At 43.2% G+C, this 23332-nt stretch carries 22 protein-coding genes; 14 read left to right on the forward strand and 8 right to left on the reverse strand.

Annotated elements, in window-relative coordinates; genetic code table 11:
- Positions 1 to 1391 (reverse strand): cadherin-like domain-containing protein (locus IJ23_RS09625; protein ID WP_033906130.1); only part of this gene is annotated, 1391 nt, incomplete at its 3' end.
- 400 nt (positions 1392 to 1791) lie between these two features.
- Here IJ23_RS09625 and IJ23_RS09630 point away from each other — a divergent pair.
- From IJ23_RS09630 to IJ23_RS09655, 6 genes are all read left to right on the forward strand, one after another.
- Positions 1792 to 3102: a TolC family outer membrane protein gene (locus IJ23_RS09630; protein ID WP_017821962.1), complete on the forward strand. Its 1311-nt coding sequence runs from the start codon at positions 1792 to 1794 to the stop codon at positions 3100 to 3102.
- Positions 3103 to 3104: 2 nt separating this feature from the next.
- Positions 3105 to 3719 carry an OmpA family protein gene (locus tag IJ23_RS09635; protein WP_033906131.1) on the forward strand — a complete coding sequence of 205 codons (615 nt, stop codon included), beginning with the start codon at positions 3105 to 3107 and terminating at the stop codon, positions 3717 to 3719.
- Between the two features lie 175 nt (positions 3720 to 3894).
- Complete coding sequence (locus tag IJ23_RS09640; protein WP_005377352.1) at positions 3895 to 4248, forward strand: DUF2750 domain-containing protein; 354 nt, start codon at positions 3895 to 3897, stop codon at positions 4246 to 4248.
- Positions 4249 to 4435: 187 nt separating this feature from the next.
- Positions 4436 to 6406: a tetratricopeptide repeat-containing diguanylate cyclase gene (locus tag IJ23_RS09645; protein ID WP_033906132.1), complete on the forward strand. Its 1971-nt coding sequence runs from the start codon at positions 4436 to 4438 to the stop codon at positions 6404 to 6406.
- A gap of 87 nt (positions 6407 to 6493) precedes the next feature.
- Entirely contained in the window at positions 6494 to 7192 is a 699-nt protein-coding gene (locus IJ23_RS09650) for an IclR family transcriptional regulator (protein ID WP_017635969.1), read from the forward strand.
- A gap of 106 nt (positions 7193 to 7298) precedes the next feature.
- Positions 7299 to 7991 carry an SDR family oxidoreductase gene (locus tag IJ23_RS09655; RefSeq protein WP_033906133.1) on the forward strand — a complete coding sequence of 231 codons (693 nt, stop codon included), beginning with the start codon at positions 7299 to 7301 and terminating at the stop codon, positions 7989 to 7991.
- A gap of 198 nt (positions 7992 to 8189) precedes the next feature.
- On the opposite strand, the gene dkgB is transcribed toward IJ23_RS09655, so the two are convergent.
- Positions 8190 to 8990: a 2,5-didehydrogluconate reductase DkgB gene (gene dkgB / locus IJ23_RS09660; RefSeq protein ID WP_017821668.1), complete on the reverse strand. Its 801-nt coding sequence runs from the start codon at positions 8988 to 8990 to the stop codon at positions 8190 to 8192.
- Positions 8991 to 9102: 112 nt separating this feature from the next.
- Between dkgB and IJ23_RS09665 the strand changes: the two genes are divergently transcribed.
- Entirely contained in the window at positions 9103 to 10008 is a 906-nt protein-coding gene (locus tag IJ23_RS09665) for a LysR family transcriptional regulator (RefSeq protein WP_005377343.1), read from the forward strand.
- A gap of 132 nt (positions 10009 to 10140) precedes the next feature.
- Positions 10141 to 11046: a TIGR03571 family LLM class oxidoreductase gene (locus tag IJ23_RS09670; protein WP_033906134.1), complete on the forward strand. Its 906-nt coding sequence runs from the start codon at positions 10141 to 10143 to the stop codon at positions 11044 to 11046.
- Between the two features lie 116 nt (positions 11047 to 11162).
- On the opposite strand, the gene IJ23_RS09675 is transcribed toward IJ23_RS09670, so the two are convergent.
- Entirely contained in the window at positions 11163 to 12047 is an 885-nt protein-coding gene (locus IJ23_RS09675; RefSeq protein WP_033906135.1) for a LysR family transcriptional regulator, read from the reverse strand.
- Between the two features lie 159 nt (positions 12048 to 12206).
- Here IJ23_RS09675 and IJ23_RS09680 point away from each other — a divergent pair, with 159 nt between their 5' ends.
- The 3 genes from IJ23_RS09680 (at position 12207) to IJ23_RS09690 (ending at position 15099) form a co-directional block, all read left to right on the forward strand.
- On the forward strand, positions 12207 to 13388 hold the full coding sequence (locus IJ23_RS09680; RefSeq protein ID WP_017635963.1) for an MFS transporter: 1182 nt from the start codon (positions 12207 to 12209) through the stop codon (positions 13386 to 13388).
- 143 nt (positions 13389 to 13531) lie between these two features.
- The gene (locus tag IJ23_RS09685) at positions 13532 to 14053 is read left to right on the forward strand and encodes a TetR/AcrR family transcriptional regulator (protein ID WP_031777252.1); all 522 of its coding nucleotides are present in this window, start codon (positions 13532 to 13534) and stop codon (positions 14051 to 14053) included.
- Entirely contained in the window at positions 14050 to 15099 is a 1050-nt protein-coding gene (locus IJ23_RS09690) for an alcohol dehydrogenase family protein (RefSeq protein WP_033906136.1), read from the forward strand. The genes IJ23_RS09685 and IJ23_RS09690 overlap by 4 nt, the downstream gene beginning before the upstream one ends.
- Before the next feature lie 205 nt (positions 15100 to 15304).
- On the opposite strand, the gene IJ23_RS09695 is transcribed toward IJ23_RS09690, so the two are convergent.
- A complete protein-coding gene (locus tag IJ23_RS09695; RefSeq protein ID WP_033906137.1) occupies positions 15305 to 16216 on the reverse strand; it encodes a GlxA family transcriptional regulator in 912 nt (303 codons plus the stop codon).
- Positions 16217 to 16336: 120 nt separating this feature from the next.
- Between IJ23_RS09695 and IJ23_RS09700 the strand changes: the two genes are divergently transcribed.
- Positions 16337 to 16855 carry a cysteine hydrolase family protein gene (locus IJ23_RS09700; RefSeq protein WP_033906138.1) on the forward strand — a complete coding sequence of 173 codons (519 nt, stop codon included), beginning with the start codon at positions 16337 to 16339 and terminating at the stop codon, positions 16853 to 16855.
- A 120-nt stretch (positions 16856 to 16975) separates the two neighbouring features.
- Positions 16976 to 17737 (forward strand): transporter substrate-binding domain-containing protein, encoded by a 762-nt coding sequence (locus IJ23_RS09705; protein ID WP_005388903.1) that lies wholly within the window; start codon positions 16976 to 16978, stop codon positions 17735 to 17737.
- Between the two features lie 98 nt (positions 17738 to 17835).
- Here IJ23_RS09705 and IJ23_RS09710 read toward each other — a convergent pair whose 3' ends face one another.
- Positions 17836 to 18909 carry a permease gene (locus IJ23_RS09710; RefSeq protein ID WP_228010009.1) on the reverse strand — a complete coding sequence of 358 codons (1074 nt, stop codon included), beginning with the start codon at positions 18907 to 18909 and terminating at the stop codon, positions 17836 to 17838.
- A 346-nt stretch (positions 18910 to 19255) separates the two neighbouring features.
- Here IJ23_RS09710 and IJ23_RS09715 point away from each other — a divergent pair, with 346 nt between their 5' ends.
- Positions 19256 to 20248, forward strand: a complete 993-nt coding sequence (locus IJ23_RS09715; RefSeq protein WP_033906140.1) for a zinc-binding dehydrogenase — start codon at positions 19256 to 19258, stop codon at positions 20246 to 20248.
- Between the two features lie 147 nt (positions 20249 to 20395).
- On the opposite strand, the gene IJ23_RS09720 is transcribed toward IJ23_RS09715, so the two are convergent.
- From IJ23_RS09720 to IJ23_RS09730, 3 genes are all read right to left on the reverse strand, one after another.
- The gene (locus IJ23_RS09720; protein WP_033906141.1) at positions 20396 to 21298 is read right to left on the reverse strand and encodes a homocysteine S-methyltransferase family protein; all 903 of its coding nucleotides are present in this window, start codon (positions 21296 to 21298) and stop codon (positions 20396 to 20398) included.
- Between the two features lie 276 nt (positions 21299 to 21574).
- The gene (locus IJ23_RS09725; protein WP_284143211.1) at positions 21575 to 22324 is read right to left on the reverse strand and encodes an amino acid ABC transporter ATP-binding protein; all 750 of its coding nucleotides are present in this window, start codon (positions 22322 to 22324) and stop codon (positions 21575 to 21577) included.
- Positions 22324 to 23271 carry an amino acid ABC transporter permease gene (locus IJ23_RS09730; protein ID WP_005377325.1) on the reverse strand — a complete coding sequence of 316 codons (948 nt, stop codon included), beginning with the start codon at positions 23269 to 23271 and terminating at the stop codon, positions 22324 to 22326. The genes IJ23_RS09725 and IJ23_RS09730 overlap by 1 nt, the downstream gene beginning before the upstream one ends.
- Positions 23272 to 23332: the final 61 nt, after the last annotated feature.

Genomic DNA, 23332 nt, shown 5'->3' on the forward strand with positions numbered 1-23332 from the left:
ACATCGCTGAAAGCGGTATTCAGATTGATGCTGTATGGCGTAAAGTCTTCCGCCAAGGCTTGGTCTGCAATGCTGCTTTCAACCACAGGCGTGTCGTTCACCGCATTTACGGTGACGTTGACCGTCGCTTGGTCAGTCAGCGAACCATCGGTCACGGTGTAAGAGATTACAGCGTCACCATGGAAGTTCTCAGCCGGTGTGAACACCAGTTTTCCATCAATAATTTCGACAGAACCTTGGTCACTCGGCACAGACGCTGATTCAATCGACAGCTTATCACCATCAATATCGGTGTCGTTTGGCAGGACATCAATCGTTACTGAGCTATCTTCCTCTGTAATTGTTGTATCATTAGAGGCAATAGGCGCATCGTTAACTGAGTTTACTGTTACCGAAACTTGAGCTTCATCCTCTAACTCACCATCTGAGATGGTGTAGCTAATCGTTGCATTACCGTTGAAATTTTCAGCCGGAGTGAAAACAAGCTTACCATCGATAATCTCAACGATACCTTGCTCTTCTGGTACAGAAGCAGAGGTAATGATTAAATCATCACCTTCAATATCACTGTCGTTAGCGAGCACATCAATTACAACCAGGGAATCTTCGTCAGTTTGAATCGCATCATTAGTTGCTATTGGCGCGTCATTAACAGGCGTAATATCTAAGTTAGCAGTGCCATTAATAACACCACCATCATCAATGATGTCATAGGAGAATGACACTTCAGTGTCATCATCAGCTTCTGGGATGTAAGTCCAAGAGCCATCGCTGTTATCAATTAAGGTGCCATTCCCACTCTCAATAGTGACGTTTGTAATGACAAGAGTATCGGCATCATCAATATTGACATTCGATAGTAATTCTTCAGTAGTTATCGTGATTGGATCGCTATCTTCCTCAACAGCGCTTAATGTCACTGGAGAATTAGTAAGTGGCTTACTTGAGCCATCCCCACTTGTCTCGATACCTGTTGTGAAGAAGTCATTTAAGGTCAACGCTTGTGTTTCAGATAAGCCGAGGGATTCTAGGCCAATAGTTTCAAAGTTTGTTGAGGCTAGCACTTCAGTACCATCTCGTACAATCGTGGCACTATTTTGCAAACTGGAGCCACTATTTTCACCCGCTGCAGGTGCGAGTTCTTCATCAATAGCAGAAGGGTCTTGACCTTGCTCAATAGCACTAATAATCTGTGCTACATCGTCTGAAATATCTTTTAAACCTTGCTCTTGAGCAAGCTGAATTTTCAGGTCTTGAGGCGCAGCATCTGTCATTGCCACTATCACTTCACCTGGTAGAGGCTGCTGTCCTTCTGCAAGGACTCTCAGCTGCCCATCCAAACCTATTACGACGACTTGATTACCGAGTGGCACTAATGCTGTACGATCCATATAAACCTTAACCCTAAATAACTGTCAAGTTTTTGACTAACAATACTAATTTGCTATATATTGCCCGAATATATAGTGCAATAACAGCAATTTGATGCTCAATAAAGTAATTATGTGTCATACATCAATAAGAATCCAGATGCATAAGTGTTTTATTTTATTAAAATCTGGACTCTCGTTTCTAGCCATTACCTCCATGTTTAATTTGAGATCTTAATTCAATTTTTAGGCAGATTTAGTAGGTTGATTTATCAAAATTGAAACAAATGAACAGCGAATCAACAGGTTACTTCATCGCATATTAATGTTATTGTGCGCTAAATTATTGACGCCCTTATAAGTATTCCACTTATAAGCCCTATCACCTCGAGAATTTTTACCATTATCTAGGAGAATCACAGTGAAGTGGACTCGTGCCAACGCCTTTTGTATTGGTATGTTCACCGCTAGTCATGCTTTTGGGCAAACGCTAGAGCAAGCGGTTGAAAACACATTAAAAACCAATCCTGACATCAAAAGTGCGTTCAATGAATTCGTTAGCAAGCAGTATGTGAATGAAGCATCTGGTGGTGCTTACCTCCCATCCGTAGACTTAGATGCCGGTATCGGTTACGAAGGAATCAAACCTGCAGAGTCAGGGCGAGATTCAACCGATCTGACAAGAAAAGAAGCCACCGTGACACTAACCCAGCTAATATGGGATGGTTCAGCGACACTTAATGATATGGATCGAACAGCAGCTGATGCTGAATCGGTCCGTTATCAACTTCTAGCTGATGCCCAAGACACCGCTCTAGAGGTCGCGAAAGTTTATTTAGACTCAGTAAAAGCTTATGAAATTCTTACACTTTCCGAGAATAACTTGAAAGTGCATAAGAAGATCTATGAAGACATTAAAAAGCGAGTTAACTCAGGTATCGGTTCTACAGCAGACCTAACCCAGGTAGAGGCTCGTTTAGCAAAGGCTCACGGTAACTTGGTGGCAGCTCAGAACAACTTATATGACAGCCACACCACCTTTACACGCCTTGTCGGACAGTCACCACAAGGATTGATTTTCCCAAGAGCGGACCAAAACTTTATTCCCTACACCATCGATGAAGCGATTGACTTGGCATTCGAGTCACACCCAGTAATCAAAATCTCGGTAGCTGATGTGGACTCTGCAAAGTTCCAATACAAGCAATCTAAGGGAGCTTACTACCCAACGATATCGGTAGAAGCGGCTCAAACATGGCGTGATGATGCAAGCGGTATTGAAGGAAGCAGCGAAGAGACAACAGCGATGTTGCGCATGCGTTACAACCTCTTTAACGGTGGTAGTGACGTAGCCAACGCTGAAAGTTTTGCCTACCAACTAAATAAAGCAAAAGACTTAAGAGAACGTGCATACCGCCAAGTCGAAGAAGGTCTTCGTCTATCTTGGAGTGCGTTAGATTTAACACTTCAACAAAAAGAGTTCCTAGCGGATCACGTAGATTCGGCCTCTGAAACTGTCATCGCCTACGAAAAGCAGTATCGCATTGGAAAACGCACTCTGCTGGACTTGTTAAATACTGAAAACGAACTTTTCGAAGCGAGAAAGAACTACTTGGATGCTCGATACTCAGAGCAGTACGCCAAGTACCGCGTTATGAACGCGACTGGCCAATTGTTAAATGCCTTGCGTGTCGATGTACCTACAGAATGGAATGAAAAGGTGGAGTACTGATCATGAAACCAGTGAAGATTCTATTTGCATTGGGTATGCTCGCCATCACTCAACACGTTGTTGCTGAAGACGAATATGAGTATCGTCCTGTACCAAATGCAGAACAAATAGCAGATTTGCAAGATGACGATAACGATGGTGTCATCAATGCTCGAGATATGTGCCCAGGTACACCTGAAGGCTCAGAGGTCGACAACGACGGTTGTGGAGAATACATTAAAGCATCAGATAACATGCAAGTGCGGATACTTTTTGCTAACGACTCTGATGAGATCAATCCAGTCTTCAGAAGACAAGTTCGAGAGCTTTCCGACTTTTTAAAAGAGTACCCTACTACTTCGATAGAGCTGCACGGCTATGCTAGTAAAGTTGGTGGTTCAAAGCATAACCAAGATCTTTCTGAAAGACGAGCACGCAATGTCCGTGAAGCCCTACTAAGCTACGAAATCGAACCGAGTAGAGTCCGCATTGTTGGTTTTGGTGACACTCACTTAGCACAGCAAGGGACCGATGAAGTCAGCCATGCTTTAAATCGTCGAGTAACCGCATCAGTCGTTGGTTACAAAGGCGAGATAAAAAGAGAGTGGACAATATTCACAACTCTTCCAGAAAGGTAAAGTACCTGTTTTTGTTTGCTCTGTGAGCATAAAGCAAACAAAAACGAGTGAATACTTAACCTCAGAAAAGGAGCTTCGGCTCCTTTATTTTTACTCATTTCGACAACCGTATTATGCTTTAGGAATCGGCACTTTAGTGTTACTCTAGCCACGTCATAACAACGAGAGTTTTGAAATGAGCAAACTTACATCAGATATCCAAGCGAACCTTGACCTTTTTGTTGCAGAAACGAAAGAAAACCAATTGGTTTGGGGTTTACGCAATGAAGAAGGTTGGCTATCTTGCGATTCAACTGAATTCGAAAACAGCGAAGTCATGCCTTTCTGGTCTTCTAAAGAAGATGCAGAAGCACATAATGTTGAAGAATGGGCAGATTTTACTGTACTAGAAATCCCATTAGATATCTTTGTTGAGGATTGGCTTTTGACTCTTGCTGAAGATGGTGTTCTTGTTGGAACTAACTGGAACGATCAGTTAGAAGGCAAAGAAATGGAGCCTCAAGATCTAGCAAAGCTTTACATTGATTAAAGATTTCTGACCTCAACTTTATGTTGAGGTCTTTCTTTTTTATGCCTCTTTTTTCAATATCTCGACCAAGTACATAGTTTTACTGCTCTTTTTCTTAGTACACCCAACTTAATCACAACGCTGATGCGTTAAAAGCGCTATGATAACTCAACTTTAAAGGCACCTTAAATTAAAGGCTCGTTTAAACATGCGCGTGCTCTATCCCTTGCTTGCGTCACTTTTGCTCACTCCAGCATACGCAAGCGACACTCAAGATATTGAACCAAACCAAAATATCACACAGTGGCACTCTGTCTACCAAACCACACTACGAAGCAACCCTGAGTCGGCATTGAGCATGCTTCAAGATCGCTACCATACAGCGAAATCGGACAGCGAAAAGCTCTACGTAAGTGGATTGATTTATGAATATATGTCAAACATAAATCAGCCTTACTACGGCAGCAGTCAAGTCTTAGACAACCGTTTTTCTCAATTAGAATCAGAATATATTCTTGCCTTAAAGGAACGTAAGCATGGTAGTTACGAGGCCTCAGTAGATAGCTTTTCTTCTTTGCGACAGACAATGAAGAAAATATCCGATTCCGAAGGCAAGGCTCTGATGAACTATCAACTTTGTTATACGCTGAATCAACAAGGTCGTTATCACAAAGCAAACTTTTATTGCTCATCCTTAGAGAGCCACTTAAATCATAAGCATCAAGAAAACTTCCCTGTTGATCTTGCTTTGCGCGTAATAGCAAATAACTACAATTACCGCGGTGACTATGAAAAAGCCTTAAGTTTGTATCGACAGTTGATGGCCAACATGTCGACGCAAAGCGATCCTTCAGGGATTTACAATGACGTCGGCAATTTACTTGCAGAGCTGGGGCAATTTGAACAATCAGAGCAATATCTCATTCAAGCCTTACTGGTTCGCCAAGATGAAGGGACACCTCTTGAAGTTGCGCAAGTCGAACATAGTCTAGGAGCGATGTACAGAAAATGCAAAGAACTCGATAAGTCCATCAGCCACTACAAAAATGCATTAACGATTCTCGAACAACTTCATTATCCATACGGGCAAGGGTTGACCTATTTAGGGTTATCTGCTGCTTTGGCCGATTCTGGGCAATTGGATACCGCGGTAGATTACATTGGAAGAGCATTAAACATTGCCCAAACTTATGAGAATACGCACCTTGAAACAGAGGGTCATTTGGCTGCTGGATTGGCATATTTAAAGAACCATACACCCGAAAAATCGATTGAACACGGTACAATTGCGTTAAGATTAGCGGTAAAAAACGCTAGGCCCTTATTGCAAGCGCAAGCCCAATTACTCCTCTCAAAAGCATACCAAGCTCAAAATGATTACAAAAAGGCACTGGAGCATCACAAGGCCTACTCGACGATTGAACTAACGAACCGAGACGCGAGTAATATCAAGGCGTTAGAGGCACTAGATCTCTCTAAAAAAGAGTATGAATATGATCTACAAGTCGCGCAGTTGAACAACGAAACTCTTCTAAGTCAGTACCAGTTTGAAAAACTCACAGACCAACAACGCACTTATAATTTTGTTGTTTTCTGTTTATTGATTCTCCTCGCTCTGGCATTGATGGTTCAGCGACAAACACGCTTAAAAGCCAAAATAGACAGCTTAACGTGTGCATTAAACAGAGCGGCAATTATAGAGACGATTAAAAGCCAAACCTCCAAAGCGGAAGGAGACTTCCGCTACGTTCTAGCATTAATCGATCTAGATGACTTTAAGGCGATTAATGATCAGTACGGTCATCCGACTGGCGACTTAGTACTACAACAGGTATGCAAAGCGCTTAAAGCTAAACTTAATAAGGGAGATTACTTGGGTCGTTTAGGTGGAGAAGAGTTTATCTTGCTATTGAAAAACGTCGATGAGATTGACGTTCCCTTTAGAATACAAAGTCTGCATAAAACAATTTCAGAAAAGAGTGTACATTCGCTTAATGACCATCAATTGAATATATCTGCGAGTCTGGCCTATCTATCAACCTCAATGCCACTCACCAACTTTGATGAGCTCTATTCGATATTAGACCAAGCGTTATACAATGCTAAGAAGCAAGGAAAAAACTCCCTTGTGGACGCATACAACGAGCCGATCAGTTTAAGTGCTGAGTATATTCTCTAATAAAACCAAACCACCAGCGTAGTGGTTTGTTATAGGTGGAAGCATCAGTAAGCCATTCAGATGCAACACCATCATCAAGGAGTCTTTGTGCCCAAGGCAAGAAAAAACATTCAGTCTCTAGAGCGAGGTTTTCTAATCCTCGAGTTGCTCTCGATGAGTGAGTCTCCCCTATCATTACAGACGATCAGTAATGCGATCCAGTTAAATAAGACGACTGTTCACGGGTTACTTGCGACTCTACACTCTCTTGGATATGTATCCAAACACAACCATAGCTACAGCCTAGGGTTTAGATGCTATGAACTGTCTAAGCCGATTGAACAAAAAAACGAAGCTATCCGACAACATTTTGTTCCATTGCTGAAAAAAATGGCCCAAATGACTAACAACACTGCTTACCTCGCTGTACAAAGTGGCGCTAAAGAGTACTTGTATATCGATGCTATAGAGCAGGATAACCCTCTTACTATCCGTAGCCCGAGAGGGAAACGAGAAGGACTCACAACATCTGCGATCGGCAAGGTTTTTCTTAGTTTTGATGATGAGCTTCGCCGAACATTGCGCCTTGAAAGCCAAATATCCCCCACGTTAGAAACTGAACTTAATCAGGTTGTATTATCAGGTTACGCACTCGATTTAGAAGAGGCAGAGCCAAACCTCAATTGCTTAGCGATCCCCCTTTACTTGGATGGTAAGGTCGTTGCTGTTGCAGGTGTCAGCGGTGCTGCCTCCGAACTGACGGTCACTAGGCTAAAACACTTTGCCAGCATCTTTCTCAAACTTTAAGGTTTGACAATGTCGAATTCTAGGCCATTTTTATACTGTTTTGATTACATGCTTATACGTCGCCTCTAATATGGTCGTTGTTCAACTCAACAACGTAGGAGAAGCGATGTCTACTGTATTAATCACTGGCGCTAACCGTGGCTTAGGCTTGCAATTTGTCCGCCACTACCTTGGAAAAGGTTGGCAAGTTATCGCAACTTGTCGTTCACCAGAAAATGCTAAGCAGCTCAATGAACTAGTAACCCAATCTAATCAACTTCAACTGATGGCTCTAGACGTCACTAACCAACAAGATATCGATCAGTTAGCCACTCGATTAGCGGATCGTCCGCTCGATCATTTAATTCTGAATGCAGGTGTATTAGGCGAAGAGTGTGCAACGCTTGGCGAAATGACCCAGAAAAAATGGCTAGAAGTACTAAACATAAATACCGTCGCACCTGCCCTGCTAATTCAAGCACTACAAGACAACGTTGCGAAAAGTCAGCACAAAACCATCGTGGGAATCTCAACCCGAGTTGCGAGTTTAAGCGATAACAGTTCAGGTAACATGTACAGTTATCGAGCATCTAAAGCAGCGCTTAATCAGGTTCTAGTATCAGCAGCACGCAATCTCGAATCGCGAGGAGTAAAAACTGTCGCAGTTCATCCCGGCTGGGTAAAAACCGATATGGGCGGTGAGGACGCAACCTTTTCTGCCGAGGAAAGTGTTGCTGGTATTGTTTCGGTCGCAGAACAGCTAACACTTGAGCAATCCGGAAGCTTCCGCGTATTTGATGGCTCTACAATCGAATGGTAACTGTTCTCTAAATGACGTCTCCCGGCCAAATTGAAGGCCGGGAGAATACAGTAAACTAATAGGCCAAAAAGATAAAAGCTCGCACTATCGTCAGACAAGCGAGCCGTTATCGTCTATGGTGTTGTACTACCGTCAAACGCTGAGGAAGTCAGCGATTGCAGAGGTGTCATTTAGACAATGATTTCCCGTGAAACTCACTCAATCATCCCACTCAGGCGCTAGCCCTTCAGGGTTTACTTCGCGGCCATTTCTTTCCAACGCATCTATCTTTGCAATCGTCTCTTCACTCAGATTAAGTTCAAGTGCTTTCAGGTTACTTGCCAAATTCTCTCGTTTAGTTGAAGACGGGATCACCGCGTAACCTTTTGACAAAGCCCAAGCAAGCGCGACTTGAGCGGGCGTGGCCTGATAGTCCTCAGCAATACCTGCAATAGTTGGGTCCCCAAGTACTTTCCCATATGCCAAGGTCATGTAAGACGTTACCTGAATATCGTTTTCCTGCATGAAGCTGACCAACTTACGATTTTGCAAATAAGGGCTAAGCTCGATTTGGTTAGTAACAATATTCTCTTTACCGACCACTTCTATCGCTTGTTGCAACAAGTCAATATTAAAGTTGGATACGCCAATATTACGGGTTAACCCTTGCGATTTAGCTTCAAGTAATGAAGCCATGTATTCGTTCAAGTTATTGTTATTGCCAGGCCAGTGGATCAAGGTCAAATCCACATAATCTGTATTTAGCTTTTCTAAGCTCTCTTTTAGACTTGGAATGAGTTGTTCCGTGTTCATGTTATCAACCCAGATCTTGGTCGTAATGAATAGCTCATCACGTGCAATACCGGACTGTGTCAATACTTCACCGATTTCTGCCTCATTACCGTAAATCTGTGCAGTATCAATTACGCGGTAACCCACTTCTAACGCATTACGGACTGAATCCTTAACTACTTCACCCTCTAAACGAAACGTGCCGACGCCAAATGATGGTACTTTCATCTAAATCTCCTGAATTATCGATTTTATAGTTGATTCGAAGCAAAACTTTACGCCGCAAGAAATTTTCCGTAAAGTTAACAATACTCAAATCTAATTTGAAATATATTCAACAATGAAAGCTACTCTAGATGAAATGCGCACCTTTATGGCCGTGGTCGATACGGGTTCAATCAGCTCTGCGGCTGAACTGTTATCGATGACCGTCTCGGCGGTGAGTCGATCGGTATCTCGGCTAGAAGCCAAACTCGAAACGACCTTGTTAAATCGCACAACCCGTAAGTTAGATGTTACTAATGAAGGAACGATATACCTCGATAAAGTCAGACATATTGTAGAAGCAGTAGAGAATGCCGAAGCACAACTGAAAAGCCAGAAATATAAGCCTTCTGGCCTCCTACGAATAAACGCAGCTACCCCCTTCTTACTGCACGTACTAACGCCGCACATTGCTAAATATCAGAGCTTGTATCCAGAAGTCGAAATCGATCTCAATTCCAATGAGGAAAATATTAGCCTTTTAGGAACAAAAACCGATATTGCTTTTCGTATCGGTGAGCTACAAAACTCAACCATGCGCGCGATATTTCTTGGTAAAAGTCGGATTCGAATCGTCGCGAGTCCAGAGTATTTAAGACAACATGGTACTCCAACCTCAATAGATCAGTTACTCAATCACAAGCTACTTGGATTCAACAAGCCGGAGTATCTTAAGGAATGGCCGATCATGGATGATAAGAACAAACTTCTGCGTATTATGAGTAGCCTAAGATCTGATAATGGCGAGACGCTAAGATGTTTAGCCTTACATGGTGCGGGGATAGCTTGCCTGTCTGACTTTATGACCTACTCTGACCGACAAGCTGGTCGCTTAGTGGGCGTGCTTAGTGAACACACGCATAATGTCGAACAGCCAGTTCATGCGGTGTATTACAAAAATGCCAGTACCTCACGCCGGATCAGCTCTTTTATTGACTTCATCAAGCAAGAAATCAAGGTAGAGAACCACCAGTTCCTTTAAAGACCACCGCTGTTTGTGGCAAAACACTTTTGTCTTTTTGCCGCTTTTTCTCACAACAAAAATCTCATAGTGTCCTGAATATCAGGGAGGCACCTTGCCTCCTAGTACTCAAAGTAATAGTCAGGCTTCATAATGCATAAAGATTTAAGTAACAGATTCACCATCGGTGTTGAGCTCCCCCTAGATAATGACTGGACCCAAGAAGGCCAGAAAAAACGGCTGCTCCAACGAAAACCGTTCGGCGTACCAGACATGAGTGCACATAAACAGCGTATTATGTTAGCCGATAAGTTAGGCTTTAACGTAGCGTGGGTGAGAGATGTCCCGTTGTACGACCCTAACTTTGGAGACGCGGCACAAATTTATGAACCGTTCAGTTATCTTGGCTATCTCTCTGCGTGCACCGACAACATTCTACTAGGGACAGCAGCGATAGTATTACCGTTAAGACAACCTTGGCTAGTGAAAAAAGCCGCTGCGACCATCAACGAGTTAAGTGGTGACCGCCTGATACTCGGTGTGGCTAGTGGAGACCGTCCTAGTGAATATCCCGTTTTTAACGCCAACTTTGACAGCCGTGGCTCAGCTTTTCGAGAAAGTGTAGAGATTTTGAAAGATACGCAAAATGATAAGCTGGGTAACGATCTACAGTTATTACCCGAGTTTGCTGATATTCCTATCTATGTCGCAGGGTTAGCGCAGCAAAGTCCACAATGGATAGGAGAAAACCTAGACGGCTGGCTCGCCTACCCAGGCACACCTGATGATCATGAACACCGCGTTGCACTTTGGCGCTCCGTAGCGGGAAACAAACCCTACGCCAGCTTTATTCATCTTGATTTAGTCGATAACCCAAATGCACCAGTCGTTCGGCATCATTTTGGTATCCGGGCCGGAGTCAATGGCTTGAGCGATGAGCTAGAAAAAATGCAAGAAGCAGGAGTCAATCACATCGGGTTGCATTTCCGTCGTAATAGCCAACCAATTGATAAATCAATGGAACAGATCGCTCAGTACGTGTTGCCACGCTTTAACTAAGATCAAATAAAAATATGTGCCACCTTACTAAGGGGGTGGCACGCTAGGCTTGGCACTTGGAAAAACAAAAGCTGCAATAACGACAAAACTCTTTTGTTAAAACAACAATAATAGAGTTATTTTAAAGTAAGTCTTGGTTGAATAAAGTCGATGAACGCGGAAATACGTTTAGAGACTGAAGAAGATTTGTAGAAGACAGCATTGACCTGTTCTCGTCCAGTATTTGTGATTTTTTCCGATTCAAACAATGCCACTAACCGTCCAGAATCAAGATCATCTTTCACCATAAAGCCAGATAAACATGCAATGCCGTTCCCTGCCAGCACTAACTGTCTAACCGTTTCACCACTGCTGGATAGGGTATCAGGCTCTATCATCTCAAACCCTCGTAATGGCCACTGATTTAACACTTTAGCGCCAGAAAAACCGATCAAGTTATGACTGCGCAAATCGCTCACCGCTTCAGGGAAACCTCGTTTAGATAAATAACCAGGCGTGGCAACGATAAATAGTGGGCTTGTTCCTAAAGGTTTAGCATGCAGTGTTGAATCCGATAATCGTCCAATACGTATCGCCACATCGGTTCTTTTTTCCAATAGATCCACAAAACCCTCATTAGAGGTAAGATCGAGTTGAATATCAGGATAAGCCTCTTTAAATGGCTGAATTAACGGCACGAGTTGATGTAAAACAAATGGGCTAGCGGCATCAACTCTTAAGCGCCCCTTGGGTAATTCACCTCGTGTGATGATCTCTTCTTCAGCTTGCTGTATTTGTAGTAAACCTAACCGAACCGCTTCAACAAACTGATGCCCTTCCTCAGTAACTTCCACTCTGCGCGTCGTGCGATTCAGCAAGGTTACCCCCAACTGTGATTCAACTTTACTAACCGCACGAGATACCCTAGCGACTTGAATACCTAGTGCATCAGCAGCGGAAGAAAATCCACCACTATCCACAACTGCCATAAGAATCTCTAATTCATCTGATCGGGTTAACATTTCATCCCCTTTCTTAACTGCGCACTTTCATCATTTATAACAAAAGTATTTTGTTATAAACACCATTTTTCGCAACGAATAACTCTTTAATAATACACGACATGGAGACGGGCTATTCGTTTATCCATTCATATTCAATGATTTTAAGAGAGAGTTGTTATGCCTTTAGCTTTACTTGCATTGACGCTGAGCGCCTTTGCTATTGGAACCACGGAGTTTGTAATTGTCGGTCTGATACCGACTATGGCCTCCGACCTCAACGTATCATTACCTTCAGCGGGTCTTTTAGTTAGCCTGTACGCACTTGGTGTCGCGGTTGGTGCTCCCGTTTTAACAGCGCTGACTGGTAACTGGAAAAGAAAGTACGTTCTGCTTTCTGTTATGGCACTGTTTGTTCTTGGCAATCTGTTAGCCTGGCAAGCACCTGGATACAACACACTAGTTACAGCAAGGATACTGACCGGGCTTGCACACGGTGTGTTCTTTTCGATCGGCTCGACTATCGCCACTGGCCTAGTGTCAAAAGAAAAAGCCGCTAGCGCAATTGCTATTATGTTTACCGGTCTCACCGTAGCTCTAGTGACGGGCGTGCCACTTGGCACCTGGATTGGCCAGACATTTGGTTGGCAGGCAACCTTCCTAATCGTCGCGATCCTTGGAATCATCGCACTGATAGGAAGCGCTCTACTAGTGCCGAGTAATCTGAAACAACCACCAGCAACCAAGCTGTCATCGCAAGTAAAAGTCTTGACTCAGCCTCGTCTACTTTTGGTGTACGCAATCACCGCGCTCGGTTACGGTGGTACGTTCACAGCCTTCACTTACTTGGCTCCTATTTTGGAAGAAGTTTCGGGGTTTGGCTCTAGCGCTATCAGCCTAATTATGTTGGTTTATGGTGTATCGGTCGCATTCGGCAACATCTGGGGCGGAAAGATGGCCGACTCTATGGGGCCAATCAAAGCTCTGACAGCGATTTTCTCGGGCCTAATTGTGGTATTGCTCGTGTTTAGTGTCACAGCATTTAATCCAATTTCTGCAGTAGTGACCATTCTTGTCTGGGGTGCCTTTGCCTTTGGTAACGTTCCAGGACTTCAAGTTTATGTTGTCAAACTAGCAGAGAAATATTCACCTGATGCAGTCGACGTCGCTTCTGGTCTCAACATTGCTGCATTTAACGTAGGTATTGCACTGGGTTCTTGGGGCGGTGGCCTTATCGTGGCCAATGCTGGGCTGATGCACACACCTTGGATTGGCGCGATCGTAGTATTAGGTGCTCTACTACTAACCCGTTTCAGCGGAATGCTAGACAAGCGTGGAGAGCAGCACGCAACGGCACACTGATTCACGTTCCGAATCGATAAAAATCACTTAAGTTAGCCCGGCATTACGTCGGGCTTTCAATACAGAGTTTAAATACACCATTGACAGAGGTAGAAAGTTTATTCTACCCTTAGGTAAAACAAACGTTCTACCTGGTATGTCAAATAGTGAAAGAAAAAATCGCAGCAAGCCTAGAAAAAGCATTCAGTCAGTATGGCTTCGCCGAGCCGAGCGTACCCCAACTCAAAAACGCCTGCGAAGTCAGCCTGAGAACCCTGTACAAATACTACCCCTCCAAGGAAGCGATGATTGTTGCAGCTCTCGAGCATCGCCATCAAAGGTATTTGAGTTTTTTGCTCGAAGACGCCCCTGCCAATGGAACACCGGCTGTATTACACCTATTCACTCGCCTCGAGGATTGGATGAAGGAGTTTGCACCGAATGGCTGCATGTCCATCAATGCATTAGCAGCCTATCCAGAAAATCTATCTATTAATCAAGCAGTAAAACAACACAAATTGGCGGTTCGTCAGCTTATGGTCCAACTAAGTCAGCGAGAAGACCTCGCAACCACACTCTTCTTGTTACATGAAGGTTTATCCAACGCATGGCCGGTTCTCGGTCACGCTGCCTTTGCATCCGCTGAACACACTCTGCTAGAACTAATGAAGGAGAACAATCAATGACCACAATCCCGAAAGTCATGAAAGGCGTCCAACTTATCGGTCATGGTGGGCCAGATATGCTTCGTTACCGCGATGATCTACCTGTGCCAGTCCCCTCTCCTGATGATGTATTGATCCAAGTTGCCGCCGCCGGAGTCAATAACACCGACATCAATACCCGAACAGCATGGTATTCTAAAAACGACGCCAATAGCATGGATGCAAGTTGGTCAGGAGACGCGCTATCTCTCCCTCGAATCCAAGGTGCCGATGTATGCGGTACCATCGTCGCTGTTGGTGAGAATATCTGCCCATCACGAATCGGTCAGCGTGTGCTTATCGAACCATGTATTACGCGCTTCAACAGTCAAGCACTTAGCTCGCCTTGGTACTTCGGTTCAGAATGTGATGGTGGCTTTGCTCAGTTCACTGTTGTTGACAGTAAACATGCATTTGCTGTGAATAGTAGTTTATCGGATATCGATTTGGCCTCCTTCCCTTGTTCTTATTCAACTGCCGAGAACATGCTTGTCCGCTCTAATGTCACAGCGAGCGATACCGTACTGATTTCAGGGGCATCCGGCGGTGTTGGCTCTGCCGCAATCCAACTGGCGAAGGCGCGTGGAGCATACGTCATTGCTATCGCCAGCCCAGAAAAGAAAGAACAGATCACGGCATTAGGAGCAAACCAAGTTATCCCTCGCGATGCAAATTTGCCGGCGACTCTCGGAGAAAACAGCGTTGACGTAGTGATTGATTTGGTCGCAGGAGAGCAGTGGCCACAATTTCTTCAGGTACTAAAGCCAGGATCAAGATACGCTGTTTCCGGCGCCATAGGCGGCCCAATTGTCGAGCTGGATGTAAGAACTCTTTACCTTAAAGACCTAGCGTTATTTGGTTGTACCGTTTTGGCACCAGAAGTATTCGGTAACTTGGTTCGCTATATCGAACAGAACGCAATTCGTCCCTTAGTCGCGGAGTCATTTCCCTTGAACCAGATAGGTCAAGCGCAAGAAGTATTTTCACGCAAGCAACATATTGGGAAACTGGTTTTGGAAATCACATAGCTTTTGTGATTAACAACGACCTATACAAGTCATTGTAATTTGAGAACCCTTTAAGCATTCTACAAAATGTTCAGTAATTAGGAGTACGCTACGGTTGGCTTAGCTTGTTATCCCTTTTCATCACGCTAAGCCAGCTTGTAAAAATATGCGGTGTTTGCTTCTGAGTTATAAATGTTTAATACCAACATTATCTTACTTCTGGCGTTCATGAACAGAACCGAGATCTGAACGACTTCGGTGTTAAACCTACGATTCTATTAAATATTTTCCTGAACGCGCTCACATCTTGGTAACCCACTCTAAATGATATTGCGTCAAATGTTAGGGTTGTCGACTCAAGTAAATCACAAGCTTTTTGTACTCTTAAGCTTTGTATGTATTGGTTAACATTGAAACCTGTCGCCTTTTTAAAGCGTCGCTGCAATGTCCTTTCTGTTAAACAACTCAACTCTGCAAGCTCTTTATTGCTCAGTTTTCCTTGATAATGATCGTTTATATAGTGCTGTAGTTGAACAATTACCCCATCACCATGTTGGAAGTTTGGAGTAAACTGTTGATAAAAGCGTTGCTCTCTCGGACCAGTATCAATAACCAACATTTTTCCTAGCAGGCGCATTACTGCCGGTGACGCAAATAAGGAAACCAATTCCAAACCTAAATCCACCCATGACATCATACCCCCAGCCGTAATGATCGTTCCTTCGTTAATAAGGATGGCTTCTTGTCTTACATGGATATCGGGAAACTGACTCGCTAATGAAGGAGCCAAGCCCCAGTGTGTTGTACAAGACTTATTGGTCAACAACTGGGTTTGAGCAAGAATAAAAGTACCGGCGCAGGCGGAGGCTAAAATCGCACCTTTACTATGTTGGACATTTAACCAGTCGAGTAGCTCTGGCTCTGGTTCTAAGTAATATTGACCAGTGCCGCTAGGCGGAATCATTACCGCTGTTTTCACATCGAAGTGCGTGTTTGGCCAGTGATCCAATATCTCTACTTCAAAGTGCACATCAACGCCCAATTTAGCCGCCGCACGGTTTGCCATCTCGAAGAGTTCGCTTAAACCATATACGGAGGCTTGCGAGCTATCTGGGTAATTAACGAGTGCTATTTTCATTTTCAATTATCTTCAAGTGTCGCTTTTTGACTCTTTTGTGTCATTTTAGACTCTAAAGAAGGTGGCTAAAAGTCTTTATATTATTCGTACCGCAATGATCCTGAATAAAAGGAAAAGAAAATGACTCAAAAAGCCCTACTTGTAATTGATTTGCAAAACGACTATTTCCCGGAAGGAAAGTTTCCTTTATGGAATACAGAATCGACTTTAGACAATGTTAAGAGAGCAATAACTAAAGCCAATGAGCAAGACATTCCTGTGATTCATATTCAGCATATTGCCGATCCTGCCATGGGCATTGCACCATTCTTCAATGAAGGCAGCGACGGTGCCAATATTCACCCAGAAGTTCTTGCTTTAGCGCCGAATTCCGAAATCGTGGTAAAGCACTTCGCAGATAGCTTTGAAGGAACACGTTTAGAAGAAGTATTGGCAAGCAAAAATGTAACGGAGTTACTTGTATGCGGAATGATGACACAAAACTGCGTCACACATACTGCTATCTCAAAATCTGCGGACAAGTATGATGTTTCGATCTTAATGGATAGCTGTACCACGGTCGATGAAATGATTCACAACATTGCACTTCACGCTGTCTCAACGAGAGTTCCCCTCGTAACTATTGAAGATAAGCTGTAATACACGCACAACCTTTCGCTCACACAATGCGGGCGAAAGGTCACACATATATGCACTTTCATTGATATTTGCTTACTTTGTGTTAAACATTGGTTTCCAAATAGTTACAAGGAAACGTTTATGAAATGGATAGTCGTATTGTTTATTAGCTTATTTTCAGTTTTCAGCCATGCGAAAGAGTGGAAACAAATTCGCTTCACTGTTGAAGGGGCTTACCCCCCATTTAGCTGGACGACAAAAGAGGGAAAGCTAGAAGGGTTTGAAGTCGACCTCGCTAACGCGTTATGCAAAGAGTTAGAAGTAAAGTGCGTTATCTCAAAAATGGATTGGGATGGCATCATCCCTTCTCTCCTTAGTCGCAAGAACGATGCGATTATTGCTGCAATGACAATCACAGAAGAACGAGAAAAGAAAGTCGATTTCACCGTCCCTTATGCAAAAGTACCGACTCGTTTTGTAATGAAAAATGATAGAGAAATCAACATGGATGACGGCAGCCTAAATCGTTTATCTATTGGAGTTCAAAGAGCCACAATTGGTGATAAGTACCTTTCTGCCTTGTATCCAGATATTGATATTCGTCGTTATGGTACGTTCGATGAGGCATTTACCGATCTACTCAATGGACGGTTAGATGCTGTATTTGGCGGCTCAATCGGTTTAAGTGCTGGTTTTCTTGAAACTGCACAAGGTGAAGGCTATCACTTTACTGGACCAGCGTTTACAGAGGAAAAGTGGTTCGGCCGTGGCATTGGCGTAGCAGTGAGAAAACAAGACAAAGAATTAAAAGCATTACTCGATAGCGGAATACAAAAATTGATCCAGAGCGGTAAGCATAAAACCATCGCCAGCAAGTATTTCTCCTATAGTATTTACGAGTAACCTCGTTATTTTTTTATAGTCTGCGCGGTATAGGAAACTTCCCTTTCCCTATATGGCGACAAAAACAGAGCCCTCGAGCAATCGCCCGAGGGTTATTTTTATAAAAAAGCCCAGCTATATAAGTAACCCGCTCCCATGGCCATCGTTAAGATAACGATTAGGAAGGCAGCGATCATTTGGTTCTTAAAAATTGATTTCAACAAAATCACTTCTGTAAGACTTGCGCCAGCACTACCAATAATAAGCGCCATAACAGATCCAAGAGCCATACCTTTTTGTACTAGTGCCGCGCTAAGTGGAATGACCGCCTCTGCACGGATGTACAATGGAATACCAATGATTGCTGCGACCGGAATCGCGTACCACTTCGCTTCACCAGCGAACTCCGCAATGAACTCCGTCGGGATGAAGCCATAGATAAATGAACCAATCGCAATGCCCATCATGAGATAAGGGAACACTTGCTTAAAGTCTTTCCAAGTTGATTGCCAAATACGTACCCAGCGGCTAGGCTCTTTCTCTTCCACGACTGTCGCTGTTGCACTACCGCCAGATGAACAGCAAGATACTTCCACTTTAGGTTCAGGTTTTGGTACATCACCACAACAAGATGTTTTCGCCGCAACTGGCGTAGGTTCATTGCAGGCGCTGGTATCACAGCTTGATGCTGGTCTCGCTTCTTCTTTTTTCTTGCTTGAATCGCCACAAGAAGTACCGCACGAAGAAGAACCTACCGCTTGATATGCTTCTGGTTTGACGTAACGTTCAAACCCTAGTTTTTCAAGTACATAGCCTGCTACCACTGATACTGACATCGCGATAGCAAAGTAAAATACCGCAACTTTCCAACCAAAAGTCACCACAAACAAGCCAATAATCACTGGGTTAAGCAACGGGCTTGCAAATAGGAACACCATCATAGGTCCAAAACCTGCTCTTGCACGCAACAAGCCTTTTAAGAAAGGAATGGTCGAACACGAACAGAAAGGCGTAATCGAACCTAGCAACGCAGCAATGAAGTAACCTTTACCCTTTTTCGAGCTGAGAATAGATTGAATTTTTTCTGGCGTTAGAAAATCTTGCAACACACCGACAATGTAGCTAATTGCCAGAAATAAGATGATAAGTTCGGTTGCTAGAAACGCAAACATATCCAGCGCTTCTTTAGCCATAGTTATAATTTCTGTATTCACATTTACTCTCCTCGTCATTTTTCGCTAACAAGCTTACCTGATAGATAAGCCTTTATTTCGATATTTCTGGAATTATAGAATCACAAAACAAAAGATCAACAAAATATTTCCATAAAAATGGAATAATAAAACTAGTCATTACTTATCATAAAGTGACATGTCGTTAGCTATGCAGACTGGTTGTCGATGATAATTTCAGAGCATCTCGAATCCTTTTTATCAAACATAACCTAAAATTATCAAAATAAGAAAAAACCATAATTATTGCAGCAGCACCCTCTGAGTTAGTATGACTTTCGACCATTCTTAATAATAAGGAAAACCTATGAGAGCGATAACTTACCAACGAGATAAAGATACTTTCTCTTTATCCGAATTACCTACACCAAAACTAGAAACCCAATTTGATGTATTGGTTAAAGTTAACGCTGTTGGTTTGAACCCTGTCGATGCAAAAATCCATTATTGGTCAGACATGGTCACTAACATGGATAACAATTTTGTTGGCGGGTTAGACGTATCAGGAGAAATAGTCTCTGTAGGCGATGTGGTCGTTGATTGGAAGGTTGGCGATAAAGTGTTGTATCACGGAAACATGAGACGCCATCACGGAGGATTCGCTGAATTTGCTATCCATGATTCAAGAACGCTTATAAAGCACCCTCAGGTTCCGGTTGAAGTAGCAGCATCTACACCTTGCGCAGCCTGGACCGCATATCGCGCTTTGGTAGACAAGCTCGATATTTCAAATCGAAGCAGCATTTTTATCGCCGGAGGTGCTGGCGGCGTTGGAAGCTTTGCTATTCAGTTAGCAAAGACATTTGGTGTTGAACAGATCATTGCTACTAGTTCAGAAGCTAATCACGCATATTTGTCCTCGTTAGGAGCAACCCATATGATTGATTATCATCATGAAGATGTAGTTCAGCGAGTAATGGACATTACCGGAAATCATGGCGTTGAGGTTGCACTCGATTGTGTAGGCGGTGATAACGACCGAATTGCAGCCTCGGTGTTAACCTTTGAGGGCGAAATGGTGGAGCTCGTCAAGACTGTCGACCCTTCTCAATATCCAGATGCCTTCTTAAAAGGCTTGGGCTTCCACCAAATAAGTTTGGGCTCTGGTCATGTCTTTGGCGAGAGAGGGTTTGCAAGTATCGTTAATGCCGGAAAGGAAGTGTCTGAGCTATTAGAAAATGGAGAATTGGAAGTACCGAAACTGAAGATCATCGGCTTAGAGGATGTAGGTAACGCACTCTTGGACATGCGAAATCAGAGAACAGTTGGAAAGATTGTCGTTAATCTGAACCAAAAATAATTAATAAAGATCTCGAGGAAAACTGGCAAAGTAATGAGCAAGTTAAAGCATCTTGTTACTTTGCCAGATATGAAAGACCTTTATTTTGTCTATAACGATGAATGAAAAACAAAACCTCTTGCCATACTTCCCTGCGCTTCACCAAAATTAAGCGTTTTCGAGAGTGTCTCTCCAAGTCGCTAGCAATTTAATATGACGTGGTTCAATCCCACAGCAACCACCAATAATGCTCGCTCCCTGCGCATGCCACTTTTTAGCATACTCAAGATATTCAGTCGGAGAGAAATGACGAACTTCCTGAATGGTCTCGTTGGCTTGGTGCGCTTGCTTTATCGGAGCAAAGCTATTTGCGAAAACACCTATCGTCAATTCTCTACCTGACTCACACAATACTGCTTGTGTATCAATGATCGCTTGCTCGACAACTTCAGGAATAGAGCAATTGAAAAAGATACCTGAAACATTTGTTTTCAACAGCGTATTAACCGCGACTTTAAGAGATTCCCCTGAGCGAAGGCGAGGCAAAGAGTTAGGCTCGTCCATTAAGGTGAAAGCAATATAATTGGGCTTATCTGTTTTGGCTAAAATTATTGATAGAACTTCAACTTCAGCGAGGCTAGACACGGTCTCAGCTAACCAAATATCAACATATTGATCTTGAGCTTCAAATAACTCAGAAGCCACTTCCAGTGCCCTTTTCGGCTCGAATAATTCAGGCCTGTAAGACCCCATTACAGGAGGAAGAGACCCCGCAACGAGCACTCTATCGTTAGAGCTGGTGACTACATCTCTGGCAATTTTAGCTGCAGATTTTGCTAACTCAGTCCCCCGTTTTGCATAGAGTTCCTCGCCTAAGTGAAATGGAACACATGCATAACTGTTGACAGTGATAATCTCTGCGCCAGCGTCTATGAAATTCTCATGTGCCATTTTTACATATTGTGGTGATTCAATTAGCGCTTGTGCACTCCAAAGCGGCTGAGAAAAAGGGGCGCCAATACGTTTTAACTCTCGCCCCATGCCACCATCTAAAATTGTTACTTTCTTCATTTAGACATCCATACCGCCAAACATCCATAAGCTCTATTCAAACACAATTTTTATCAATTCAAAATGAAATTGTTATGTTTAAAGTGAACAAAAACTTAATGGCTGATTAAACACTCTAGTATTTACCAGACCTTTCATTCGGACCAAGCTAATGTTATCGCCATTAACTTCGAGTAAAAAGCCCATTATCTATGTCTCTCGGCGAAGCGAGCGTTACGAGCCACAATAGTGCATGAAGTGATTGAGGGACTCGCCCTCAATCAAATTTTCTTTTTATTATAAGACTTTAGATAAAAACTTCTGCAATCTAGGGTTGGTGGGGTTATCAAAAAATCGCTCAGGAGAGTCAGAAACCAAAAGCTCACCATCTTCCATAAACAACACCCTATCAGCGACCTCTTTTGCGAAACCCATTTCATGAGTAACCACTACCATCGTCATTCCGTCCTTGGCCAAATCTTTCATCACATCAAGAACTTCTCCAACCATTTCAGGGTCTAGTGCTGATGTGGGTTCATCAAACAACATAATGTTGGGCTTCATTGCTAACGCACGAGCGATTGCCACGCGCTGCTGCTGTCCACCTGATAAATGATTAGGATAATTATCCATTCTCTCCGACAGACCGACTTTATAAAGCAAATCTTTTGCTTCTTTCTTCACCGATTCAGGGTCACGTTTAGAAACCTTTAAAGGTGCTAACATGACGTTCTCTATCGCCGTTTTATGTGGAAAAAGGTTGAAGCCTTGAAATACCATGCCCACATCAGCGCGTAGTTTATTGATATCCGTAGATTTGTGGTACATATCGATACCATCTACGATTATAGACCCACTATTTATTGTCTCTAATTGATTGATCGTCCGTAAGAATGTTGACTTACCAGAACCTGACGGTCCTACGATGACAATCACTTCCCCTTTTTCTACATTTACCGATACGTCCTTGAGCGCATGGCAGCCATTAGGGTAAATTTTATTAATTGTTTTTGCTGAAATAATGTATTCCATTAATGACTCCACCATTAATCACTTGCTGCCAATTTCTTTTCTAACGTTTGTATTGCCCAAGATAAGGTACTAGTTAGAAGCAAATAAAGGGCCGCAACGGTAAACCAAACTTCAAATGGGGCAAAACTACCACTTACGACTTCCCTGCCCGCTTTTGTCAGATCAGTAATCGAAATCACGGAGACAAGTGAGGAATCTTTTATCAGGTTGATAAACTGCCCGGCTAAGGGAGGTAATGTCTGCTTAAACGCTTGAGGTAAAATGACATAAATCATCGCTTTGGGATAATTCATTCCTAGTGAACGCGCCGCTTCCATTTGTCCTCTTGGGATTGACTGGATTCCTGACCGCACAATTTCTGCGACATAAGCAGCGGTAAACACGGAGAGCGCTATCACTCCCGCAGTAAAACGCTCAAGGTCAAGCACAGTACCAATAAAGAAGTAAACGATAAAAATCTGTACTAAAAGAGGCGTTCCACGAATAACCTCGACATACACAAGCGCCAGCTTTTTTAATGCCGGATTGCTGGATATACGCATTAGTCCGACCACTAAGCCCAACGCTAGAGCAATGATAAGTGACCAGAGTGAGATTTTAATGGTCGTCACAACACCATCTAAAATTGGGCCAGAGCGCCACTCTTTTATAGTTGCTAAGGTATCTCCTTCAAAAATAAGATCACCTTCATAGACGTCCACAGACTTATATTGGCTTAGTTCAAGAACAATATCACCATGAATACTCTCCAGAGCCAGTTGGTTATTCTCGTCGAGAATGATGTTCCCATCGACAGGCGCGGTAATGGATGAAGCAGCGTTAGTGGCAATATAAGGAAGGACACGCTCCCAATTCCAGCTGTAATCGATTCGCTTACCTGACAGATAGACAAGACCGCAAATTGATAGCAAAACAAGAACAAAAACAGCGTTCCACAATAGGGATTTAAAGTTATTTTGCATGTGATTCCGAGAATGACTTTGATTAAAGTTGGTTGGGTATTTGAATAAAGAAAAGCGTTAG

This window comes from Vibrio sp. OY15 (assembly GCF_000742455.1).
GTDB classification, from domain to species: Bacteria; Pseudomonadota; Gammaproteobacteria; order Enterobacterales; family Vibrionaceae; genus Vibrio; species Vibrio alginolyticus.

What these genes read in the sequence shown, in the direction of transcription:
- IJ23_RS09635 (WP_033906131.1), top strand. Translation starts at nt 3,105, where the DNA reads ATGAAACCAGTGAAGATTCTATTTGCATTGGGTATGCTCGCCATCACT.
- IJ23_RS09640 (WP_005377352.1), top strand. Translation starts at nt 3,895, where the DNA reads ATGAGCAAACTTACATCAGATATCCAAGCGAACCTTGACCTTTTTGTT.
- IJ23_RS09645 (WP_033906132.1), top strand. Translation starts at nt 4,436, where the DNA reads ATGCGCGTGCTCTATCCCTTGCTTGCGTCACTTTTGCTCACTCCAGCA.
- IJ23_RS09655 (WP_033906133.1), top strand. Translation starts at nt 7,299, where the DNA reads ATGTCTACTGTATTAATCACTGGCGCTAACCGTGGCTTAGGCTTGCAA.
- dkgB (WP_017821668.1), bottom strand. Translation starts at nt 8,990, where the DNA reads ATGAAAGTACCATCATTTGGCGTCGGCACGTTTCGTTTAGAGGGTGAA.
- IJ23_RS09665 (WP_005377343.1), top strand. Translation starts at nt 9,103, where the DNA reads ATGAAAGCTACTCTAGATGAAATGCGCACCTTTATGGCCGTGGTCGAT.
- IJ23_RS09670 (WP_033906134.1), top strand. Translation starts at nt 10,141, where the DNA reads ATGCATAAAGATTTAAGTAACAGATTCACCATCGGTGTTGAGCTCCCC.
- IJ23_RS09675 (WP_033906135.1), bottom strand. Translation starts at nt 12,047, where the DNA reads ATGTTAACCCGATCAGATGAATTAGAGATTCTTATGGCAGTTGTGGAT.
- IJ23_RS09680 (WP_017635963.1), top strand. Translation starts at nt 12,207, where the DNA reads ATGCCTTTAGCTTTACTTGCATTGACGCTGAGCGCCTTTGCTATTGGA.
- IJ23_RS09690 (WP_033906136.1), top strand. Translation starts at nt 14,050, where the DNA reads ATGACCACAATCCCGAAAGTCATGAAAGGCGTCCAACTTATCGGTCAT.
- IJ23_RS09695 (WP_033906137.1), bottom strand. Translation starts at nt 16,216, where the DNA reads ATGAAAATAGCACTCGTTAATTACCCAGATAGCTCGCAAGCCTCCGTA.
- IJ23_RS09700 (WP_033906138.1), top strand. Translation starts at nt 16,337, where the DNA reads ATGACTCAAAAAGCCCTACTTGTAATTGATTTGCAAAACGACTATTTC.
- IJ23_RS09705 (WP_005388903.1), top strand. Translation starts at nt 16,976, where the DNA reads ATGAAATGGATAGTCGTATTGTTTATTAGCTTATTTTCAGTTTTCAGC.
- IJ23_RS09710 (WP_228010009.1), bottom strand. Translation starts at nt 18,909, where the DNA reads ATGGCTAAAGAAGCGCTGGATATGTTTGCGTTTCTAGCAACCGAACTT.
- IJ23_RS09715 (WP_033906140.1), top strand. Translation starts at nt 19,256, where the DNA reads ATGAGAGCGATAACTTACCAACGAGATAAAGATACTTTCTCTTTATCC.
- IJ23_RS09720 (WP_033906141.1), bottom strand. Translation starts at nt 21,298, where the DNA reads ATGAAGAAAGTAACAATTTTAGATGGTGGCATGGGGCGAGAGTTAAAA.
- IJ23_RS09725 (WP_284143211.1), bottom strand. Translation starts at nt 22,324, where the DNA reads ATGGTGGAGTCATTAATGGAATACATTATTTCAGCAAAAACAATTAAT.
- IJ23_RS09730 (WP_005377325.1), bottom strand. Translation starts at nt 23,271, where the DNA reads ATGCAAAATAACTTTAAATCCCTATTGTGGAACGCTGTTTTTGTTCTT.